The 17491-nt window shown below is 39.1% G+C and carries 19 protein-coding genes; 5 read left to right on the top strand and 14 right to left on the bottom strand.

The features are described 5' to 3' along the window. Nucleotides 1-113 precede the first annotated feature (113 nt). The 4 genes from NCY30_RS02330 to NCY30_RS02315 form a co-directional block, all read right to left on the bottom strand. The gene (locus tag NCY30_RS02330) at nt 114-560 is read right to left on the bottom strand and encodes a hypothetical protein (RefSeq protein WP_006426338.1); all 447 of its coding nucleotides are present in this window, start codon (nt 558-560) and stop codon (nt 114-116) included. 40 nt (nt 561-600) lie between these two features. Continuing rightward, the gene (locus NCY30_RS02325) at nt 601-933 is read right to left on the bottom strand and encodes a DUF3784 domain-containing protein (RefSeq protein WP_028087922.1); all 333 of its coding nucleotides are present in this window, start codon (nt 931-933) and stop codon (nt 601-603) included. A 176-nt stretch (nt 934-1109) separates the two neighbouring features. Beyond that, nucleotides 1110-2405, bottom strand: a complete 1296-nt coding sequence (locus NCY30_RS02320; protein ID WP_008394179.1) for a tyrosine-type recombinase/integrase — start codon at nt 2403-2405, stop codon at nt 1110-1112. Between the two features lie 86 nt (nt 2406-2491). Then, a complete protein-coding gene (locus NCY30_RS02315) occupies nt 2492-3121 on the bottom strand; it encodes a helix-turn-helix domain-containing protein (protein ID WP_015530715.1) in 630 nt (209 codons plus the stop codon). 171 nt (nt 3122-3292) lie between these two features. Between NCY30_RS02315 and NCY30_RS02310 the strand changes: the two genes are divergently transcribed. From NCY30_RS02310 to NCY30_RS02290, 5 genes are all read left to right on the top strand, one after another. Further along, complete coding sequence (locus NCY30_RS02310) at nt 3293-3523, top strand: helix-turn-helix domain-containing protein (protein WP_004843519.1); 231 nt, start codon at nt 3293-3295, stop codon at nt 3521-3523. A 140-nt stretch (nt 3524-3663) separates the two neighbouring features. After that, nucleotides 3664-3978 (top strand): hypothetical protein, encoded by a 315-nt coding sequence (locus NCY30_RS02305; RefSeq protein ID WP_008394181.1) that lies wholly within the window; start codon nt 3664-3666, stop codon nt 3976-3978. Then, nucleotides 3978-4349 carry a hypothetical protein gene (locus NCY30_RS02300; protein ID WP_015561462.1) on the top strand — a complete coding sequence of 124 codons (372 nt, stop codon included), beginning with the start codon at nt 3978-3980 and terminating at the stop codon, nt 4347-4349. Before NCY30_RS02305 ends, NCY30_RS02300 begins: the two co-directional genes overlap by 1 nt. After that, complete coding sequence (locus NCY30_RS02295) at nt 4306-6027, top strand: MobA/MobL family protein (RefSeq protein ID WP_015530716.1); 1722 nt, start codon at nt 4306-4308, stop codon at nt 6025-6027. Before NCY30_RS02300 ends, NCY30_RS02295 begins: the two co-directional genes overlap by 44 nt. Then, the gene (locus NCY30_RS02290) at nt 6005-6712 is read left to right on the top strand and encodes a DUF6040 family protein (protein ID WP_008394183.1); all 708 of its coding nucleotides are present in this window, start codon (nt 6005-6007) and stop codon (nt 6710-6712) included. Before NCY30_RS02295 ends, NCY30_RS02290 begins: the two co-directional genes overlap by 23 nt. Nucleotides 6713-6907: 195 nt before the next feature. Here the strand turns inward: NCY30_RS02290 and NCY30_RS02285 are convergent, their stop codons facing one another. From NCY30_RS02285 to ppdK, 10 genes are all read right to left on the bottom strand, one after another. Beyond that, complete coding sequence (locus NCY30_RS02285; RefSeq protein ID WP_006859032.1) at nt 6908-9235, bottom strand: ABC transporter permease; 2328 nt, start codon at nt 9233-9235, stop codon at nt 6908-6910. A 14-nt stretch (nt 9236-9249) separates the two neighbouring features. Further along, nucleotides 9250-9915 carry an ABC transporter ATP-binding protein gene (locus tag NCY30_RS02280; protein ID WP_006859033.1) on the bottom strand — a complete coding sequence of 222 codons (666 nt, stop codon included), beginning with the start codon at nt 9913-9915 and terminating at the stop codon, nt 9250-9252. A 151-nt stretch (nt 9916-10066) separates the two neighbouring features. Further along, the gene (locus NCY30_RS02275; RefSeq protein WP_006859034.1) at nt 10067-11098 is read right to left on the bottom strand and encodes a sensor histidine kinase; all 1032 of its coding nucleotides are present in this window, start codon (nt 11096-11098) and stop codon (nt 10067-10069) included. Beyond that, the gene (locus NCY30_RS02270) at nt 11095-11784 is read right to left on the bottom strand and encodes a response regulator transcription factor (RefSeq protein ID WP_009265522.1); all 690 of its coding nucleotides are present in this window, start codon (nt 11782-11784) and stop codon (nt 11095-11097) included. Before NCY30_RS02270 ends, NCY30_RS02275 begins: the two co-directional genes overlap by 4 nt. 249 nt (nt 11785-12033) lie before the next feature. Then, entirely contained in the window at nt 12034-12273 is a 240-nt protein-coding gene (locus tag NCY30_RS02265) for a DUF6061 family protein (protein ID WP_006859036.1), read from the bottom strand. Between the two features lie 789 nt (nt 12274-13062). Continuing rightward, on the bottom strand, nt 13063-13506 hold the full coding sequence (locus NCY30_RS02260) for a hypothetical protein (protein ID WP_006426341.1): 444 nt from the start codon (nt 13504-13506) through the stop codon (nt 13063-13065). After that, nucleotides 13493-13708 (bottom strand): helix-turn-helix transcriptional regulator, encoded by a 216-nt coding sequence (locus NCY30_RS02255; protein ID WP_033119795.1) that lies wholly within the window; start codon nt 13706-13708, stop codon nt 13493-13495. The genes NCY30_RS02260 and NCY30_RS02255 overlap by 14 nt, the downstream gene beginning before the upstream one ends. 259 nt (nt 13709-13967) lie before the next feature. Then, nucleotides 13968-14165, bottom strand: a complete 198-nt coding sequence (locus NCY30_RS02250) for a hypothetical protein (protein ID WP_161169773.1) — start codon at nt 14163-14165, stop codon at nt 13968-13970. A 46-nt stretch (nt 14166-14211) separates the two neighbouring features. Then, nucleotides 14212-14646 (bottom strand): hypothetical protein, encoded by a 435-nt coding sequence (locus tag NCY30_RS02245; RefSeq protein ID WP_055303552.1) that lies wholly within the window; start codon nt 14644-14646, stop codon nt 14212-14214. 158 nt (nt 14647-14804) lie between these two features. Further along, nucleotides 14805-17429, bottom strand: a complete 2625-nt coding sequence (gene ppdK / locus NCY30_RS02240) for a pyruvate, phosphate dikinase (RefSeq protein ID WP_055283630.1) — start codon at nt 17427-17429, stop codon at nt 14805-14807. Between the last annotated feature and the right edge of the window lie 62 nt (nt 17430-17491).

The following is a 17491-nucleotide window of genomic DNA, read 5'->3' as shown; positions in this document are numbered from 1 at the left end:
TCATTCTTTAAAAGTAAATCTAACCATTCAAAGAAATCTTTGTTGTTTTTATTCGATTTTAACCTATCAAGCAATCCCATACTTCGACCTCCGAAAACTGGAATTTGTAAATATCATTTTACATTTTTATATGAAATCATAATATGACTTGGTGCAAATAATACTGATGCAATAATCAATAGCACTGACCTACTCATAATCCCACTAAATAAGAACAACATTGAAGGAATAATAGAAAGTGCTAATGCTCTGAAAACGCTGTTTTTCTTAAAACATATAATCCAAATAGCACAATAAAGCATTACCAATATGGTATCTACAATCAGATATAGTGCAAATGCTTCGTCAGACCACCACCCGAACCAAGTTCCCGGAATATTGATTATCATGAATCCGAAACAACCCAATCTCCCTACTTGTTCTGTGACCTCAACATATTTATTGTTCCACTTATTATCAAATCCATCTTTGCACTTAATCGCAAATACAACATTGGGTATCATAATGACTGCAATAAAAATCAGCCCAAAAACATTAAACCATTCCATATTATCTACCATCACAAACTTCGATTTTCTCAATTCTCCAAACTTGATGTTATTACTTTCTGCATAGTGTGTTTCCTAAAATGATAATTACCACGACATCAACCAAAATAATCCCCAATGCAATATATATAAAAAATGCAGGCAAAATATTTTCAAACAAGCTCATAGTTAATGCAAGAATTGCTATAATAGACATTCCAATTCCCATTGTTCTGCATAACTTCTTTTCATCATATTTTTCCTTTTCTTCTCTTGAAGCTGTATTATATCCAGAAATGAACCAGCTTCCATGTCCAGAAAGTAAAATAATAGAAAGTACAGCAAATATCACAAAGACAATCCACACTATCCAATCAGAGCCTGTTGCTAAATCTGCTAATTTCATTTACATACTCCTCCTTACATTTCATTTTCTTAATTCTATAAACTGGAATTTATATAATTATCTCTCTAACTTTCCCCATTTTATAGGCTTTCCCGCCTGTCCATTAGTGAAATGATATGTAGTTTCCCTTATTTTTGCCCTTATGAGATAATCACAAGGGAAATAAGGGAAATTTTTTAGTCATTGCCTACCACTTTATCAAGAAGCCGAACCGATTTTCGTTTCGCATCTCTTGTGGAGTGAGCATAGACGTTCATTGTGGTACTGACATCTGAGTGTCCTAACAATTCCTGCACATCTTTTGGGGCAGCTCCATTTGCTAAAAGGTTGCTTGCATAGGTGTGACGTAACTGGTGGAAATGAAAGCCTTCAAATCCCTCTAATGTTTTTGCTACCTTTCTGCATACCGTTCCCAAAGTAGTCGGAAGTTCCAGACAGCCATCAGGTCTTAAGCAGACGAAAGAAATTTCTTTATAATCTGCCGGGACTTCCTCTGTTCTGTCTAAGCAATAATACTCGTAGTACACTCTGTTTTTCTCTTTGACCTCTTTGTAGTAGTTCGTGTGATAAAGTTCTCCATACTGCATTCGATTTTTTAACTGCTCTTTCCGGGCATTACGGAAAATCTCTACCAGCGTATCTCCAAAATCAACAATCCTCACTTTTTTCCGCTTGGTTGGTCCGATGATATATTTGCGTTTTGAGCCATCATATCGGATGCTGCGTCTTATGGTAAGGCATTGTTCTTCCAGATTTACGTCCTGCCATGCCAAACCACAGGCTTCTCCAATACGAAGCCCGGCATAATAGGCTATCTGGATTGGAAGTATTGCGGCTGGGTTCTTTTTTTGAAGATACGTAAGCAGTCTTTCATAATCTTCTCGTGAAATTGGTTGGATATTTCCGTCCATGTCCTCATCCGAAAACAAATCAACTTCGTCCGTCTGATACCGCAGTTTAATATACTGCATGGGATTGAACGTAATATACTGTTTTGGAAATACTGCAAAGCGGAAGGACTGCTGCATGACTGCGGAAAAAGAATGGATGTAATCTTTGCTGTAACCCTTTTTCTCTTTTCCATCGGGATGAACTCCCCCAAAGGAAAGCAAATCAAAGAAGGATTGCAAATGCTCAGAGGTTACATTTTTTAATTTCCGTTCTGCCAATGGGTGTTTCTTGATATTTCGGATTGTTCCGAGGTAATTCTCCACAGTACCATTGCTGAGCGTACCTGTTTTTAATTCCTCCTCTGCCCACACATCCAGAAGTTGTCCGACTGTGAGATTTTCCGCTTTGGCAACAAATTTCTTTTTTTCATAATCATCCATTGCCTGACGGAGCAGCTTTTCAGTTTCACTTTTGCTTTCTGTTCCAACGCATTCTTTTTGAACAAGATTGCCGCTTGCGTCCTCTACATAGAAGCGGTAGTACCATTTCTTTCCTTTTTTTCTTACAGATCCTTTTGCCATAATCGTATATCTCCTTTCGATATTAGACAATCGGAACTGATGAAATGCTTCGTGCGTGTAAGTATATCATAACTCCGGTTGTCTTACTATACCGATTCGGAATCTTCATATAAGACTTCTGATAAAAGATTTGCAAGCCTTTGTTCTGCTGTTTTTGGTTTCTTGGAATAGAGCCTTACAACGTCTGCCATCTCATTAAGAGCATTGATGGTAGGAGTGATTTCCCTTAAGAACATAATCTCATTATATTCCTCATTCGATTCAAACCCTATTGTTTTGGCAATATCCGTCTGACCAGCATTCCCCTTGAAATTTTTGCAGGCGAACTGGAAGGAATCCAAAAACAGACCATATTGTTTTAACATCAGCAGTAATAAATCTTTTGAAAAAGCATCTTCTTCTTTGGTAAGGGCAAGCGGTAACTGTTCCAGAATATCTCCCATCGCATCACGAATCTGTAACTCTCTCTTATCCGTAATGTCGGTTTCATATTCATCTGTTTCCCCTTTGAGCCATTCCACAGATACATGGAGTGCTTCCGAAAGACCTTCCAGCACCATTTTTTTCGTATTGTCAATCGAACCATTCTCATAACGCAGGATTGTAGAAGCGGTAACCCCCATCTTTTCTGCGACATAAGGCTGTGTCAGATTCAATTCCAGACGGCGCTGTTTTACTCTGCTGCCTATCAGCTTGCGTAGTTCTTTATCTTTCATGCTGACTGCCTCCTTTTTCGGTATGTATGAATTATAGCATTGTTTTTCTAAAATTGCAATATGCAACATAAAGTTTGTTTTTGATATTTCGTAACGCTTGACAAAAAGATATGAAAAGGATATACTTACATCACAAGAATTGCATAATGCAATTTATAAGGAGGTGATTATATGACGCAAAGAAAAATTGCATTATCCATCGAAGAAGCTGCTGACTATACGGGAATCGGCAGAAATACCTTAAGACAGCTTGTAGAATGGAAGAAACTTCCAGTATTAAAGGTTGGTCGCAAAGTCCTGATTAAAACCGATATTCTGGAAATGTTTATGGAAGCTAATGAAGGTCGTGATTTGAGGGATAGAGGAAATGTAAAAGCCGTAACAAGAACTGCGGCAAATTAAAAAGGCGGCTTCCGAAGAAACCGCCAAAGGTTCTATCAGACCGAAGCCATGATATACCTACACGCAAGAAGATTATACCATGTGCTTCTTCTGATACGCAACCGAGAACTTATGTTTGTGAAGGAAAGGAGAATGTAAGAATGGCAAAATCAACAAAAAGTTATGAAGAACGAATGCTTGAAATGGAAAAGAAGGAACAGGAAAGCCTTGAAAAAGCAAAACGATATGCAGCACAGAAGAAAGAACTTCTAAAACGAAAGAAAGCCGAAGAAAGTAAAAAACGAACCCATAGGCTCTGTCAGGTTGGCGGTGCGGTGGAATCCGTTCTTGGTGCGACTATTGAGGAGGAAGACATCCCAAAGCTGATTGGTTTTCTGAAAAAGCAGGAAGCCAATGGGAAATTTTTCTCAAAGGCAATGCAGAAAGAAACAAATACCGATATGGAGGAAGTGTAATGGCGGATGGGATGAGTTTTTCATTCCCTTCATTGCTTTTTCATGAAGGGCGCACTTATGGACAACCAGAGGTCGTCCCAATAAGTTTGCCACAAGTGGCAACCGGTCTGCGCTCACGCTTGCCGGGCTCGTTCCGTCGGCGGGGCTTTCAGCCAGACCTGCTCATGCCACAGGAGGCACTCTTCGCCAGAGAGGCGCATTCCATGCAGGCTGCTATGCGCAGGGCACTCTTACGCAGAGGGCGTTCTGGCAATGCTGCTTTTTCTAAAATCGAAAGCAATGTTGCCGGAAATCTATACCGGATGTGCAGAAAGGAGGAATCCAGATATGGCGATTTTTCATTACACAATCAAAATAGTCGGACGAAGTAAAGGGAAATCTGTTATCTCCGCTTCCGCATATCTCAATGGGGATGTGATGAAAAACGAGGAAACCGGGAGAATCAGTTATTACACTTCTAAAAAAGAAGTGGTCTACACCAGTCTGATGATGTGTGAAAACGCACCTCCTGAATGGCAGATAGTACCAGAAGAAAATATAAAACGCTTTCAAAAATCTGTCCGCTACAAAAGGTCAGAAGATAAAGAAGCTGCTTTAGAAAAATTCAAAATCACATTTCAGAAACAGAGGTTATGGAATGAGGTATTGAAGATTGAAAAAAATGCAGATGCCCAACTTGGCAGGTCATTTGAATTTGCCCTCCCCAAAGAATGGAGCAGACAGGAACAAATTCAATATACAACCGACTATATCCAAAAAACTTTTGTAGATAGAGGAATGTGCGCTGATTGGAGTATCCACGACAAAGGGGATGGCAACCCCCATGTCCATCTGCTTCTAACTATGCGTCCTTTTAACCCGGATCATTCTTGGGGAAAGAAAGAAGTCAAGGATTGGGATTTTGTCAGAGATAAAAACGGAAATATCGTGATTGATGAATCCCATCCGAACTGGTGGCAGGATAAGAAAAACCCTGACCGTCATGGAATCCGTATCCCTGTATTAGACGAAAACGGAATTCAGAAGATTGGAGCAAGAAACCGCCTGCAATGGAAACGGGTGCTGACCGATGCTACTGGATGGAACAATCCAAAAAATTGTGAACTGTGGCGGAGTGAATGGGCAAAGGTATGTAATGAACATCTGCCTTTGCATAATCAAGTTGATCATCGTTCTTATGAAAAGCAGGGAAAACTCCAGATTCCTACCATCCATGAAGGAGCTGACGCAAGAAAGATTGAACAAAAGTTTTTTGCCGGGCAGGAAATAAAAGGCTCGTGGAAAGTAGCGGAAAATCAAATCATAAAACAACAAAACACGTTATTGCAAAAGATACTAAACACCTTTGGGAAAGTATCGGGTGCATTATCATTATGGAAGGAGCGATTAAATGACATTAGAAGAAAGCCGGGAAATTATACCCTTAATGGAATCCATGATTGGTCAAATCGAAGAACAGCAGAACCTAATGGCAGAAATGATTCTGGAAATGCAGAACCGGGACACTCAACTCTCTCTTATGCAAAAACAGAATCAGAAATTACAAAAATTAAACAACGAGTTATCCGAGCTGCTCAACATTTTGCCAAATACCGAGGAACTGCTTTCCAAGATGGAAGAACAGAAAACGAAGATAGAGCTTTTGGAAAACGAAAATCAGCAATGGCAGAAATTGGCACAGAAGCTGAACAGCGAAAACAGTTTATTACTGAAACAGAACACCGAATTGCTGAACTGGAACAGCAGATAGAGAAAGGACGTGATATAGATGAACGAATCCAGAGAATCAAAGAACGCCGAACAGTTGGAAGAACTTCTGCTCTTGACCGAGGAGATACAAGAAGAACTAGAACAGAAAGAACAGCTTATCGTGGAACTGAAGACGCAGCTCAGCGAATCTCTGACCTTGAACGAGAAATTAAACAAAGAGAACAGAGCCGGGAATATTCAAGCATTAAAGAACGACTTGAAGCTGGCAGACAGAGCATTGCGGATCGAGAAAGAGAAGTTGCGAAGCGCAAACGTCATGATAGAGGAATGTCAAGATAAAATATGCTATTTAACACAGGAACGGGATTATGCCCGGACACATCAGAAAATCGTAGAAATACCGGTAGAAAAGCCGGTACTCTATGAAAAATGTGAAGCCTGTAACCGGACAGCCTATCAGAATGCAAAAGCAAAATACGAAACACAAAAAGAGCGACTTGCAGGACAGTATAAAGCAAAAACGGTAATGTTCCAAACAACCTTGTTCCTTCTTGCATGGTATTCGTTGACAACCACTCTTTTTCAGGCAGTACAGTCAGATATGTTCCTTGTCGATTGTAAATCATTCTTCAATGATTTAGCATCATTCATACAAACCTTTGTCGGATGGACGATTGATGCCGGGCATTCTGCGGCACAGATTAGTACAAAAATTCCAAATGCTTTTATAGCCGGAATGGTATATTGGTTATTGCTAATATTGATTGTAGGAATATGTATGGCAGGAACAGGGATGCTGGCGATACTGATAGAAATAAAGGTTATAGAATTATATAAGAAAAACTGTTGGGATGTTATTACTCTACTAATGATACTGACAAGTGTTGCTATTGTCATTTATTTTGGAGAATCAATCAAAAAAGTACTGTCAGTAAATCTTCTATTGCTTTTCGTACTTTCGCAGGGCGCATATGTTGGAATTAGATGTTATCTTAAAGTTTGGTTAGAAAAAAGACCATATTAGTATTTTCAACTTACTGTATAGACAGTAAAATTACTCCATACCAGCCTAGTGAAAATTTACTGTATGAAAAGAAGTATTACAGAGAAAAAAGGCTGTAAAAACAGGAACAGCCAGCCCGAAAGAATTTACGGACTGGCTGTATCAGCAGAGTAATGTAATTGTGGAGCTGACCGAGATATGAAAAGCTTTCTATCATCAATTTCGCATTATTGCAATAACAGATTGCTTCTTCCATGAATGAATAAGCAATATTGTCATCAAACTTTCAAGCATAAACATAGCAACAGCAAAAAGAGTAAAAGCAACAACCGGAAATACAAATCCCGTAGACATGCCTGCATTTTTCAAAAATATACCGATTGCATATCCGCCGGGGATTCCAACAACAGCAGTTATAAGCAATGCAATCAAAGTAGTAAAAAGACCTTCCATCATAAATGCTTGCTTCAACTGCTTATTTGTCATACCAATAGATTTTAGTGTGCCCATTTCCTGTTTCTGTGATAAAAGATTTGTCACAGTAAGATTGATTTGATTGATGACCGCAAATATCCACAAGATGGCTGCAATCGCATAAGCTAATGTAAAACCTGCACGATTGTCTGATTGGTGTTCTACAATAAAATCTTGAAGGGTTTGTAAGCGAACATCCCTATTGTCAGAAACGAGTAATTTGAGTTCTTGCTCGATTATCTCCTGATATTCAGCTTCTGCTTGTATTTCGATTGCGTATGTACAGTCATAACCTGCAAGTTCTTTGAGCATATTTTCCGGCATTCTGAAAATATAGCCACCCATTCCATCATTGCTGGAAGTGATTGCACCAATTTTGAATGCTTTTGTTATTGTTTTACCACTATGATTTTTGAAATTAAAGGTCACAGTATCCCCAATTTGAGGTTTCCAATGGTAAACATCATAAATACGTTCGGGATCACTTACAACTAATTCTGTATCATCAGTAATATTTCCAGACAAAACCGCTGCATTTAGCGACGCCAAATCCTTTTCATTATAGCCGAGCATCAAGGTGCTATCTGAAATATCATTGTCTGTTGAGAAATCAACTGGTACGGTAGCATAAGTAAATATATTGCTAACTCCCTCTATATCTCCAACACGCTTTACATAATCAGAAAAATATTCTTTCTGCAAGAGAGCATCCAAATTTTCACTTTCGTTTTCTAAATCAATGCTGATTTTGAAATCTCCGTACTTCATATCCCAATAACGAGCCATACTCTCGGCATTAAAAGAACTCTGATAACTTGCTGCAAGGAAAAATATAACTCCGCACAGTCCCAATGATAAAATGGTCAATAGAGATTTTTTTCTGTTTCTGGAAAAGCTGATTTTCGCTAAATATACAGGCGTAATACGATGTCTTTTGTGAGTGCGGTAATTTACAATTCCCACTGGATTTTTCAGGGCGGAAATTGGAGAAGTATTCGCTGCAATTTTTGCTGGTTTACGAACACTAATATAAACAAGCAGTATTCCAAAAAGGCATGCGCCACATAGAGAAACAATAAATGCAAATACTGACCAGCCTTTTGATTGCAGACAATAGCTGATGATCGTTCCCATGATACTACCAATTAAAATCCCCGGAACTGCAAGCATATAACCCTGTTTAAGAACTATTTTATAAATTTGCTTTTTACTTGCCCCTATTGTCCGAAGCTGTCCGAACTCAGCAACTTTTTGTCCAACCGAAATATAGAAAATGCTGTAAATTACAAGTGCGGCAGCTAAAAACAAAATGGCAGCAACTACACCATATACCGCATAATTACTGAAGGACAAAGTTGTATTTACATAATCATAGTAACTGCTGACTGTCCAATTATTCAGTCCAGTCTCCTCTGAAATTTGAGATAATATTTCTGTTGCTTCGTCTTTTGTAAGGGTATCTGCATTTTCAAGCCAAACATATCCATTAAGCAGGTTATTTCCACGTAATTCCCGGCATTTTTCAAGTGAAACAAAAACAGGATAAGCGGTAGAAGTTTTATCATGATAAATACCAACAATAGTATAATTCTTCAAAGTACCATCCAGATTCAACTGAACTATGGCGTTGATTTCCGGAGACTTATTTTCACTGGCAAAAAAGGCATCTGTAACAGCAATTTCACTTGCTTTCTCTGGATATTTTCCGTCAAAGGCAGGAATCAAACTAAGCATGTCATCATCATAATAAATCAGAGACAGTTCTTTAGAATTTTCTTTCACTGTTTTGATATTACAGGAAAGTCCTACACTTTTTACTTCTTCGTTTGCTAACAACTTTTCTTTACTGTCCTGCGTAATGTCAAAGAAAATCCCTTGATGTAATCCTTCGATTTCTTTCTGATTTTGATAAATGATATTTTGCACTGTGAGCAACGACATCATTATCATAGCAACGGCTACAATAATTGCCGAAAGGCAAAATAAGTTTTTCTTCTTATCAAAACGCACACTTTTTCGTGCTAATTTTTTAATTACTGCACTGGTATCATTTTCAAAAGGATAATTCATAATTCCCACCTCCTTTAGCCAACAATTTTACCATCTTCAATCCGTACAATGCGGTCTGCGAGTTGAGCGATCTCGTTGTTGTGAGTAATCATTACAATGGTCTGATTAAATTCTCCGCTGGTATGCTTCAAAAGCCCTAACACATCTGCACTGGTCTTGCTATCAAGATTTCCGGTCGGTTCATCAGCAAGGATAATCGCAGGCTTCGTAATTAAAGCTCGTGCAATCGCTACACGTTGCTGTTGACCGCCTGAAAGATTGTTCGGCATATTTTCCAGTTTATCTTCTAAAGCCAACATATACACAACTTCGTCCATAAATTTCTGGTCTACTGTATCGCCATCCAGTTCCACAGGCAGGACGATATTTTCATATACATTCAAAATCGGAACCAGATTATAATTTTGGAAGATAAATCCGATGTTACGACGGCGGAAAATTGTCAATTCATCATCATTCTTTTTTGCGAGTTCTTCTCCCCGTACAATCACGCTGCCGGAAGTGGGGGTATCAAGTCCTCCCATCATGTGAAGCAATGTAGACTTACCGCTGCCGGAAGTTCCAACTACGGCAACAAATTCTCCCTGTTCCACAGTAAAATTTACACCATTAAGGGCACGAGTAATATTTGGTTCTGTGCCGTAATACTTCTTTAAGTCGATTGTTTGTAAAATGCTCATATTCAAATGCTCCTTTCAAGGCTTTCTATCTGTTGATAAAGCCATTGTAAACCACAAATGTTACACAAATGTCCGAGATAGAAAAAATTTTTATCGAAAATCAGAGTGAAATGTTACAACGCTCGGACATTTCAAAAAAAGTGGTTATATCTTACCTTACAGGAAGCATAATAGAAAATTCTGAGCCTTGCCTCAGCTCTGAAACAACCTTGATATAGCCCCCTTGCCTTGTTACAATCTCACGAGCCAAATACAAACCTATTCCCACACCCTGTTGATCGTGTACTTCTTCCTCACGATAGAAGCGCCGGAAGATGGCAGCCTGATTGCTTTCTGAAATGCCCTTGCCGGTGTCGGTCACTTTGACCTCTACGTACATTTCCCACTGAACCACTGATACAGAAATCTTTCCACCTGACGGAGTGTATTTTACTGCATTGTCCAGCAGATTGAAAAGGGCTTCGCTTGTCCACTTGCTGTCATGGGAGATTATCAAATTTTCCGGGCAATCCACGGATACAGCAATTTCTTTTTTCTCTGCGGCATATACAATACTGCTCATGGCTTGTGCAAGCGTATGGAATAAGCTGCTGTCTTTCTTTTCTAATCGTATTGCTCCGGTTTCCAACCGGGACGTTTTAACCAGTGCTTGGAACAGAAAATCCAGTTTATCAGTCTGACTACGTATGCCTTGTAAAAAGTCCATCCGTTCTTCTTCTGAAACAGGCTTTGTTAAAAGTGTGTCCGTTACCATTTGCAAATTGCTGACAGGCGTTTTAACTTGATGTGAAATATCAGAAATCAGCATTTGAAGCTCCTGTCGTTCCATGTCTACCTTGTGCCGGTTTTTCTGCATAATCTCATACAACCGAATTAAGCGGTGGTTGATACGGGCAAAAAGAGTTTCACTATCATTTGACTTTTGTAATTCCTCGTTTCCATCAATCATGTTGTCCAGCGTCCGGCACAAATTAGAAGTAAAATGAGAAAGGCGTTTTCCAAAAATCAGCACCAATAGCCAAATCCAGAAAAACGCACAGAGTGTCAATGTTCCACCCACTATAAAAATTCGTATATCCTGCATTATACCGCCGAAAATACCGGTAATTACCAGCATAGAGAAAACCATGCCAGCACTAACCAGTCTACAAATTTTCTTAGCAGAAAGGTTATTCAGATTCATTTCTTTTCGCCTCCTGTCCATTGATACCCCATACCATAAACCGTTTTGATATATGTGTCGCCATCCGCTTCAATCTTACTGCGAATACGGCTGATAGAAGTAGTAAGGGTATGTTCATCTACATATTTTTCATCAACATCCCACAGTTTTTCTAAAAATTGTTGGCGAGTAAGTACCTGCTTCGGATTTTTAAGAAATAGGTTCAACATTTTATATTCCATCGCAGAAAGTGCTAATGGTTTCCCGTTCAAACTTGCAAATTGTTCCGAAAAATCCAGAAACAAGCTACCATCCTCGTAAATATCCTTAGCTGGTTTGTGATGCTCCAACATAGCGAACATGGCTTTGATTTTTCGCTGCAAAGCACTAATCGAAAAAGGTTTCGTGATATAATCCACTGCACCAGCTTCATATCCCCGTATCTGATTGCTTTCCTGATCGTTGGCAGTTAGAAATATAACTACTGTATCAGGATGCTCTGGCTTGATAAGACGGCATAGGTCATAACCATTTCCGTCTGGTAAATTTATATCCAGCAATACCAAATCAAAAATGTTTGTTTTTAATGATTCAGCGGCTGTCCTTGCATTCAGAACAGAAGTTATTGTGTAACCGTCCAATTCCAAATTATAAGTAAGCGTTTTATTCAAAAGATTATCATCTTCGACAATTAAAATATGCTTCATATTATCACTTCCTTTTCTTTTTGCAGATAGTATAACAGGCAAATGTCCGAGAATTGTTACAAGGACAAATATATTTTTCATTTTACAGCTTTTTTCTGTGTACTGCAATTTTATAAAAGAAAGGACAGCAGTGTCAAATTGCTGTCCTTTCTTTTATCATAGCTGGTAGTGTATAAGCGTGGGTTCATCATATCGGGTGTGGTATCTTTAACTACAGGAAACTCCCTACAACACTATCTCACTTCTTGCTTAATAAAGTTCTAATGAATCTTCTGTATCCACCCACATCTGTAAATTGCCATCAAGATATAATCTTGCATATTCCAAAGGCTCATCCACAGCCAATGAAGTAAGCGCACATTCTGATCCATATGTGGTTTTTAAATTTTTTTCAGCTTCCCAGCAATCAATGCGAAGCATATATCCAGCACTTGTGTAAACATCAATACTATCGTGGTTTATATTATATTCTGCATAAATTGTTCTCATCGTATCTTATCTCCATTTTCTTTTGATAATCAGTTACAGAGTTAAATATCGAAAACATTTCAATCAGTTCACCATGTCGTTATTGTTATATGTTATATTGTGTTATGAAATTTTCTTTCCCTTAATTTTTCCCATATTAAGGTTCATGAAAAGCAATGGGAAAATGTAACACAAGGGAAAGAGTAAGGGAAAGTTCACTTGCTACAAACTTAGTATTTTCAAGGGTTTGCGAAGAATTTGATAATCAAATATAACAGTTATTAAATTTCCTAAAATATGTGAAATATCAACTGAAATTTTACGATTTTTTGTTTTTCAAAAAGTCAATAGTTCTTTTCACGATAAATACGATACATATCAAACCTACAATCCCACAAACAATAGAGTCCTTTAAGTCTGCAAATCCTCCTGTGTACTGCATTGCATAATAATAACCCGTCCATATCAGTATCAATACGAACACACTAATACTTAACCAATAAGACTTTTTCTTCATCTAATTTTCCTCACATTGAACTTCCGATTTGCTTGTTCCATAAAATTCATTTTATTCGCCTTCAAACTTGCTGGCGGCGAACAGCATTTTATGCTGTTTGCAGACGGCAAGTCCACAAGGGATAGCCGCATAAGCGGCGCAAGGGAGTGTAGCTCCCTTGACGGAACGAAGTGACGAAACATTCTCGGTCGGGCAGTTTTTTCTGCTGACTGGGAATGAAGCTCCGCAGGACGCACATACTCCCGATAGGAGAGTATAGAAGTGCGCCCTTTAGTTCCTAAAGGGATTTTTCCTTAATACTTTTTCATCAGCTTATTAAAAATGACAATTCCTGCGATAACTTGAAACAGTAAATATCCGCTGAGATAGAGTACAATCATGCGAGCATTATCAATGACTTCCAATGCTCCGAGAATACCGAAAACCAAAATGGAGAAACAAACAACCAGCAGTCCTAAGCTGTAAGTATATCTTCCGGCTCTATCTCTGATTTTTGTTTTCAACTCGTCATGCTGTTCAATTCGTTCGTTCTCCAAACGCTCTTCGTATCGCTCTTTATTTTTGGGGGAACTCCAATAAAAATATTTGCATATCATCATAATTCCGGGGAAGATACCTGCGCCCGCAAAGCCCCATAAAATGCCCTCTAACTTTGTTTCAATCAACAGCGCAACAATCAAACAAGCCACGCCGAAAAGCACATATAGTATCCCGGTTATCAAATTACTCTTTTTCATTTTCTGCACCTCTTTCATAGATAAAGATTTCTTCAATTCGTTTGCCAAAAAAGTCTGAAATTGCAAAAGCTAATTCCAATGATGGATTATACTTTCCTGTTTCGATTGAACTAATGGTTTGCCTTGAAACACGAAGCATTTTTGCAAAATCATCCTGATTTAGTCCTCGCTCCTTTCGTAATTGCTCAACTTTATTCTTCAAAAAAACGCCTCCTTGCATGACAAGTTTCCTTTACAATCTTACTATAGCATGACACGCTCATCTTGTCAAGTTTCCTTTACAATATTTACTTCTTTATCATGGGAAAATACCGATTTGTCTTTATCATCATACTACCACACCCAAAAACTTTTGTACATTTTTCACGTAAAAAACCCCTCACACCATAATTGATGTAAGGGGTTTTCTATATAAGCTAATTAACGTTCTATGTTAGTCACCTACAGTGTACTATTTCTGGTTAAGCCCAATCGTCATTATCCGTATTGAATGAAAATGTGCCAACTAATTCAATAGACCATTTATTATCTGTATCTTCATATAAATTAAAGATAATCGCTTTTATTTCACTACTCAATTCATTCTTTAAAAGTAAATCTAACCATTCAAAGAAATCTTTGTTGTTTTTATTCGATTTTAACCTATCAAGCAATCCCATACTTCGACCTCCGAAAACTTGAATTTATCTTGCAATTAGAAACCATTTATCTTGTATATGGTTCGGTGTCTTTTCCATCATATACAAATGCTTTTATATCCGTATTTTCATCAACCTCAGCATGAATACCTACCGTGTATTCTTTATCTGTAACATTCTGAAAAGAATAGCAACCACCAGCAGGAATACTGTCAGATACAAGTTCCTGTTTTCCTTCACAGAGCAGATGTACAGTAATGTCAAAATCGTTTCTGTTCTGGACTGTCAACACGCCTGTATTAGACAAAATTTTTGCGTCAGAATATGTAATTACATAGGAATCAGGCGTTGATTTTTCCGCACAGACCACAGAACACTCCCACTTTGTCTTTGCTTTTCGATAGGCTTCCGAAGACTTATATGTTGAAAATATAATCATTGTACTTATAGCAAGAATGCCAATGATGACAAACGCTATTGTTACTTTTTTCTTCACAACCATCACCTCCACACACAAATTCCTATTTATCTTTATCATCATACTACCATATCTAAGAACTTTTGTACATTTTTCACGTAAAAAACCCCTCACACCATAATTGATGTAAGGGGTTTTCTATATAAGCTAATTAACGTTCTATGTTAGTCACCTACAGTGTACTATTTCTGGTTAATTGCTGCCTGTGCTGCTGCAAGACGAGCGATTGGTACACGGAATGGTGAGCAAGATACATAGTCAAGACCGATCTTGTTGCAGAATTCAACTGAAGATGGATCTCCACCGTGCTCTCCACAGATACCAACGTGAAGGCTTGGGTTAACTGGCTTACCTAATTCGATAGCCATTTCCATTAATTTACCAACACCTGTCTGGTCAAGCTTAGCAAATGGATCGTTCTCGAAGATCTTAGCATCATAGTAAGCGTCTAAGAACTTACCAGCATCGTCACGAGAGAATCCGTATGTCATCTGTGTTAAGTCGTTTGTACCGAAGCAGAAGAAGTCAGCTTCTGAAGCGATCTGATCAGCTGTAAGAGCTGCTCTTGGGATCTCGATCATTGTTCCAACTTCGTACTCAAGATCGCTGTTTGCTGCTGCAATCTCAGCGTCTGCTGTCTCTACTACGAATTTCTTAACATATTTAAGCTCTTTGATGTCTCCAACAAGTGGGATCATGATCTCTGGTTTTACGTTCCAGTCTGGGTGAGCTTTCTTTACATTGATTGCTGCACGGATAACAGCGCTTGTCTGCATCTTAGCAATCTCTGGATATGTTACTGCAAGACGGCATCCACGGTGTCCCATCATTGGGTTGAACTCATGAAGGCTGTCGATGATTGTCTTGATCTGCTCAACAGTTTTACCCTGAGCGTCAGCAAGTTTCTTAATGTCTTCCTCTTCTGTAGGAACGAACTCATGAAGCGGTGGATCAAGGAAACGAATAGTAACCGGGTTACCTTCCAGTGCTTCATACAGTTTTTCGAAGTCTCCCTGCTGTTCTGGAAGAATCTTAGCAAGTGCTGCTTCTCTTTCTTCTTCTGTCTCAGAGCAGATCATTTCACGGAATGCATCGATTCTGTTTCCTTCGAAGAACATATGCTCTGTACGGCAAAGTCCGATACCTTCTGCACCAAGTTCGCGTGCTTTTACAGCATCGTGTGGTGTATCAGCGTTTGTACGAACTTTCATTGTTCTGTATTTGTCAGCCCATCCCATAATTCTTCCGAATTCACCAGCGATTGTTGCATCAACTGTTGGGATGATACCATCATAGATATTACCTGTAGAACCATCAAGTGAGATGCAGTCTCCTTCATGATATTCTTTTCCGGCAAGTGTAAATTTCTTATTAGCTTCGTCCATTGCGATGTCACCGCAACCAGATACACAGCATGTACCCATACCACGAGCAACTACGGCTGCGTGAGATGTCATACCACCACGAACTGTCAGGATACCCTGTGCAGACTTCATACCTGTGATATCTTCTGGTGATGTCTCAAGACGTACAAGAACAACTTTTTCTCCTCTTTCAGCCCATTCTACAGCATCGTCAGCTGTGAATACGATCTTACCGCAAGCAGCTCCCGGAGATGCTCCAAGTGCTTTTGCAAGTGGTGTAGCCTCTTTCAGGGCTTTTGCATCGAACTGTGGGTGAAGCAGAGAGTCAAGGTTACGAGGGTCGATCATTGCAACAGCCTCTTCCTCTGTTCTCATTCCTTCATCAACAAGATCACAAGCGATTTTCAGAGCAGCTTTTGCTGTTCTCTTACCATTACGTGTCTGTAACATGTACAGTTTACCATGCTCTACAGTAAACTCCATATCCTGCATATCTCTATAGTGTTTTTCAAGAGTTTCACAAACCTGTTTGAACTGTACGAATGCTTCTGGGAATTTCTCTTCCATTTCTGAAATGTGCATTGGTGTACGAACACCGGCAACTACGTCTTCTCCCTGTGCATTTGTAAGGAATTCTCCGAACAGACCGTTCTCTCCTGTAGCTGGGTCACGAGTAAACGCAACACCTGTACCACAGTCATCTCCCATGTTACCAAATGCCATCATCTGTACGTTAACAGCTGTTCCCCATGAATATGGGATATCATTGTCACGACGATATACGTTAGCTCTTGGGTTGTCCCATGAACGGAATACAGCTTTTACTGCTTCCATTAACTGTTCCTTCGGATCAGATGGGAAATCAGAACCAATCTTCTCTTTGTATTCAGCCTTGAACTGGTTAGCCAGCTCTTTCAGGTCTTCTGCAGTAAGTTCAACGTCCTGCTTAACACCTCTGTCAGCTTTCATCTTGTCGATCAGCTCTTCGAAATATTTCTTTCCAACTTCCATAACTACGTCAGAGAACATCTGGATGAATCTTCTGTAGCAGTCCCAAGCCCAACGAGGATTTCCTGAAGCTTCAGCAAGTGTCTCAACTACTTCTTCATTTAATCCAAGGTTCAGGATTGTATCCATCATACCAGGCATAGAAGCTCTTGCTCCAGAACGAACTGAAACGAGAAGTGGATTCTTCTTATCTCCGAATTTCTTTCCTGTAATTCCTTCCATTTTATCGATGGCTTCCATAATCTGACCCATAATTTCGTCATTGATCTGTCTGCCGTCTTCGTAGTACTGTGTACAAGCTTCTGTTGTTACAGTGAAGCCCTGTGGTACCGGAAGACCTAAGTTTGTCATTTCAGCAAGGTTTGCACCTTTTCCACCAAGAAGGTTTCTCATGGTTGCGTTACCTTCTGTAAACATATAAACCCATTTTGCCATTTGTCATGACCTCCTAAAACTAAATTTTCTAAGTCGCACTTCATATTTTACTGTTTTTGCCA

It is taken from the genome of Dorea sp. MB18-49 (assembly GCF_023669465.1).
GTDB lineage: Bacteria > Bacillota > Clostridia > Lachnospirales > Lachnospiraceae > Dorea_A > Dorea_A longicatena.
Note: the sequence above shows the minus strand (reverse complement) of the source record. Positions and strands in the feature narration are given on the sequence as shown.

Excerpts from the sequence above, each read along its gene's own strand:
- NCY30_RS02320 (WP_008394179.1), bottom strand. The coding sequence starts at position 2,405 with ATGGCAAAAGGATCTGTAAGAAAAAAAGGAAAGAAATGGTACTACCGC.
- NCY30_RS02280 (WP_006859033.1), bottom strand. The coding sequence starts at position 9,915 with ATGAGCATTTTACAAACAATCGACTTAAAGAAGTATTACGGCACAGAA.
- NCY30_RS02310 (WP_004843519.1), top strand. The coding sequence starts at position 3,293 with ATGACGCAAAGAAAAATTGCATTATCCATCGAAGAAGCTGCTGACTAT.
- NCY30_RS02325 (WP_028087922.1), bottom strand. The coding sequence starts at position 933 with ATGAAATTAGCAGATTTAGCAACAGGCTCTGATTGGATAGTGTGGATT.
- NCY30_RS02260 (WP_006426341.1), bottom strand. The coding sequence starts at position 13,506 with ATGAAAAAGAGTAATTTGATAACCGGGATACTATATGTGCTTTTCGGC.
- NCY30_RS02250 (WP_161169773.1), bottom strand. The coding sequence starts at position 14,165 with ATGGGATTGCTTGATAGGTTAAAATCGAATAAAAACAACAAAGATTTC.
- NCY30_RS02305 (WP_008394181.1), top strand. The coding sequence starts at position 3,664 with ATGGCAAAATCAACAAAAAGTTATGAAGAACGAATGCTTGAAATGGAA.
- NCY30_RS02300 (WP_015561462.1), top strand. The coding sequence starts at position 3,978 with ATGGCGGATGGGATGAGTTTTTCATTCCCTTCATTGCTTTTTCATGAA.
- NCY30_RS02245 (WP_055303552.1), bottom strand. The coding sequence starts at position 14,646 with ATGGTTGTGAAGAAAAAAGTAACAATAGCGTTTGTCATCATTGGCATT.
- NCY30_RS02275 (WP_006859034.1), bottom strand. The coding sequence starts at position 11,098 with ATGAATCTGAATAACCTTTCTGCTAAGAAAATTTGTAGACTGGTTAGT.
- NCY30_RS02285 (WP_006859032.1), bottom strand. The coding sequence starts at position 9,235 with ATGAATTATCCTTTTGAAAATGATACCAGTGCAGTAATTAAAAAATTA.
- ppdK (WP_055283630.1), bottom strand. The coding sequence starts at position 17,429 with ATGGCAAAATGGGTTTATATGTTTACAGAAGGTAACGCAACCATGAGA.
- NCY30_RS02290 (WP_008394183.1), top strand. The coding sequence starts at position 6,005 with ATGATAGAGGAATGTCAAGATAAAATATGCTATTTAACACAGGAACGG.
- NCY30_RS02330 (WP_006426338.1), bottom strand. The coding sequence starts at position 560 with ATGGTAGATAATATGGAATGGTTTAATGTTTTTGGGCTGATTTTTATT.
- NCY30_RS02295 (WP_015530716.1), top strand. The coding sequence starts at position 4,306 with ATGGCGATTTTTCATTACACAATCAAAATAGTCGGACGAAGTAAAGGG.
- NCY30_RS02265 (WP_006859036.1), bottom strand. The coding sequence starts at position 12,273 with ATGAGAACAATTTATGCAGAATATAATATAAACCACGATAGTATTGAT.
- NCY30_RS02315 (WP_015530715.1), bottom strand. The coding sequence starts at position 3,121 with ATGAAAGATAAAGAACTACGCAAGCTGATAGGCAGCAGAGTAAAACAG.
- NCY30_RS02270 (WP_009265522.1), bottom strand. The coding sequence starts at position 11,784 with ATGAAGCATATTTTAATTGTCGAAGATGATAATCTTTTGAATAAAACG.